The sequence below is a fragment of the Achromobacter sp. genome, assembly GCF_050285585.1.
GTDB lineage: Bacteria > Pseudomonadota > Gammaproteobacteria > Burkholderiales > Burkholderiaceae_B > Achromobacter.
This window is the reverse complement of record NZ_JBLZXF010000073.1, coordinates 1-2,831: the sequence shown is the minus strand read 5'-3', so window position 1 is coordinate 2,831 and position 2,831 is coordinate 1. Positions and strand designations below refer to the sequence as shown.

The window sequence follows — 2,831 nt, the reverse complement described above, 5'->3', positions numbered from 1 at the left end:
TCCAGCACCACGTCGCCGGCGCCGGGCGCCTGCTCTTGCAGCACGCGGGCCAGGAAGGCCGAGCCGGCATAGGGCAGGGTGAGCAGCGCCCGCCCGGCCCATTCGCCCATGGGCAGCATGCCGGGGCCATACTCTTGCTGGAACGCGTCGGAACCCGCTTCCAGCCAGCCGCCGTCCACCAGTTCCTTCCATAGGGCGCGCTGGGCCTCGTGATGCGCCGGCAGCGCGCGGCGCGCGTACGCGGCCGGATGCTGCTCTTCCAGCAGGCGGCCGAAGGTCGAGGACAGCAAGGTCCTGATTTCGCTATGCATGTTGTCCCCTGTCCTTGGGCAGGCCGAGCAGGCGCTCGCCCACGATATTGCGCTGGATTTCCGAGGTGCCGGCCACGATGGTCTCGGCCCGGGACCACAGGAATTCGCGAAGCACGCTGGCGGGCCCCGCGTACGGCGCGGCGGCCTGCGGGCCCACCAGGGCCGCCTCGCCCAGCAGCTCCACGCGCTGTTCCCACACCTGCTGGCGGGTTTCGCTCCACATCAGCTTGAGCATGGCGCCATCGATGCCGGGGGTTTCTCCCGCGGCCACCTGGCTCAGCACGCGGTCCACGCGCCAGCGGATGACCTGGCAGGCATCGGCCAGGGCCTGGACGCGCCGGGCATGCACGGCGCGTTCGTCCGCCGCCAGCGGCGCCCGCTCCAAGGCCGCTTCCAGTTCGGCCAGCTCGTCTTCCAGCTGGACCACGCGGGGCATGAAGTAGATGCCTCGCTCGTACTCGGCCGCCGCCATCGCGATGCGCCAGCCGTCGCCGGGCTCGCCCAGGATACGGCCTTCGGGCACCGCCACCGCTTCGAACAGCACTTCGTTGTAGTCGGCTTCGCCGGTCATCTGGCGTATCGGCTCGACCCGCACGCCCGCGGCGCGCATGTCGATGAGCATGAAGCTCAGCCCGCGGTGGGCGCGGCTGTCCGGATCGGTGCGGATCAGCCCGAAGCACCATCGCGCCAGGTGCGCCTGGGTGGTCCAGATCTTGCGGCCGTCGACCCGCCAGCCGGCGGCGTCGGGCCGGGCCCGCATGCGCACCGACGACAGGTCGGAGCCGGTCTGGGGTTCCGAGTAGCCCTGGCACCATATCTCGCTGCCGTCCCGGATGCCGGGCAGGAACAGGGACTTTTGTTCGGGCGTGCCGAAGCGCAGCAGCGTGGGCGCGAGGATCGCGTGCGCGATGCTGTTGATGGGCTGCGGCGCGTGCAGGCGCGCGCAGAGTTCATGGAAGGCGATCAGCGTGGCCGTGGGCAGTTCGCGACCGCCGTATTCGCGGGGCCAGGTCAGGGCGATGAGGTCGGCCTCGCACAGCATGCGGTTCCAGGCCTGGCGGCATTCCGGCGTATGCGAGGCGGTCTCGGGGTGGCGTTCGCGCAACTGCGCAAGCGCGGTCCGTAGCCAGGCGTCGGCGTCTTTGAGAAAATGTTCGGTGCGTATCATGGCGATGGCGGGTTCAAAGAGGGGGAACGTGCAGGACGCGGGGCTCGCCGTCGAAGCGCAGCGGCGCGTCGATCCAGCGGCCCAGTTCGGAGGGCGGCAGGCCCGCGACCAGGGCGATGGGCACGAAGGCCGATCCGCGCACCTCGAAGATGCCGATGTCGGCATACACGCGGCCGACCACGCCGGCGCCGGTGAGCGGCAGCGTGCAGCGGCTGCGCAGGCGGGGGCGGCCCTCCCGCGTGAGCGCCTCCATCATGACCCAGACGCCGCGCGCGCCCACGGCCAGGTCCATGGCGCCGCCGACCGAGGGCATGGGATCGTCCTCGCCCAGCGACCAGTTGGCCAGGTCCCCGTCGCAGGACACTTCGAAAGCGCCCAGCACGGTGATGTCGATGTGGCCGCCGCGCATGATCGAAAACGAATAGACGTGATCGAAAATGGCCGCGCCTTCGGTGAGCGCGATGGATTGCTTGCTGGCGTTGATGAGATCGCCGTCCGCGGTCTCGTGGGCTTGCAGCAGGCGCATGCCCAGGATGCCGTTTTCGCTGTGCAGCTGGACGCCGCGCGCGGGGTCCAGGCGATCGGTGACCAGGGTCGGCATGCCGATCCCCAGGTTGACCACGGCGCCGGCGGGCAGGTCGGCGGCCACCAGCGCGGCCAGGTGCTCGCGTGTCAGTCTTTGCATTGAGGGCTCCCCAACAGCCGGTGCACGAACAGGCTGGGCGTGACGATGTGATCGGGATCGAGCGCTCCGCAAGGCAGGATCTCGTCGACCTCCGCGATGGTGGTCCGGGCCGCCGTGCACATCACCGGCCCGAAATTGCGCTGGGCGCGCCGGTACACCAGGTTGCCCAGCCGGTCGGCGCGATGCGCGCGCACGAAGGCGAAGTCCGCGCGCAGCGGTGTTTCGAGCACGTAGCCGCGGCCGCCGTACACGCGGGTTTCCTTGCCTTCGGCCAGGGGCGTGCCGTAGCCGGTGGGCGAGAAGAACGGCCCCATGCCGGCGCCGCCGGCCCGGATGCGTTCGACCAGCGTGCCCTGGGGCATCACCTCCACCACCAGGCTGCCTGCCCGCACGCGGTCCCGGATCACTTCGTTGCCGGGCATGCGGGGATAGGAACAGACGATGCGGCTGACGCGGCCCGCGGCGACCAGCGCCAGGAAGCTCGTTTCGCCGGCGCCGGCGTTGTTGTTGATCAGGGTCAGGTCGCGCACGCCGGACTTGGCCAGCAAGGCCGCCAGCAGGCGGGCGGGAATGCCCGAGCCGCCGAAGCCGCCCACGAAAATGGCGGCGCCGGATTCCACGTCGCGCAGGGCGTCCCGCGCGTCGAGGCAAGTCTTGTCTTTCATTG

Annotated in this window: 3 protein-coding genes and 1 pseudogene; all 4 read right to left on the bottom strand. The window is 70.5% G+C overall.

Annotated features, from left to right (window positions below):
- A pseudogene (locus ACN6PJ_RS30770) lies at positions 1-311 on the bottom strand (acyl-CoA dehydrogenase family protein); the annotation flags it as partial.
- Positions 304-1,479: an acyl-CoA dehydrogenase family protein gene (locus ACN6PJ_RS30765; protein WP_427999436.1), complete on the bottom strand. Its 1,176-nt coding sequence runs from the start codon at positions 1,477-1,479 to the stop codon at positions 304-306. The pseudogene ACN6PJ_RS30770 and the gene ACN6PJ_RS30765, both read right to left, overlap by 8 nt.
- Positions 1,480-1,492: 13 nt before the next feature.
- Positions 1,493-2,164, bottom strand: coding sequence for a CoA-transferase (locus ACN6PJ_RS30760; protein WP_175179039.1), 672 nt, complete (start codon positions 2,162-2,164; stop codon positions 1,493-1,495).
- The gene (locus ACN6PJ_RS30755; RefSeq protein WP_427999435.1) at positions 2,152-2,829 is read right to left on the bottom strand and encodes a 3-oxoacid CoA-transferase subunit A; all 678 of its coding nucleotides are present in this window, start codon (positions 2,827-2,829) and stop codon (positions 2,152-2,154) included. Before ACN6PJ_RS30755 ends, ACN6PJ_RS30760 begins: the two co-directional genes overlap by 13 nt.
- Positions 2,830-2,831: the final 2 nt, after the last annotated feature.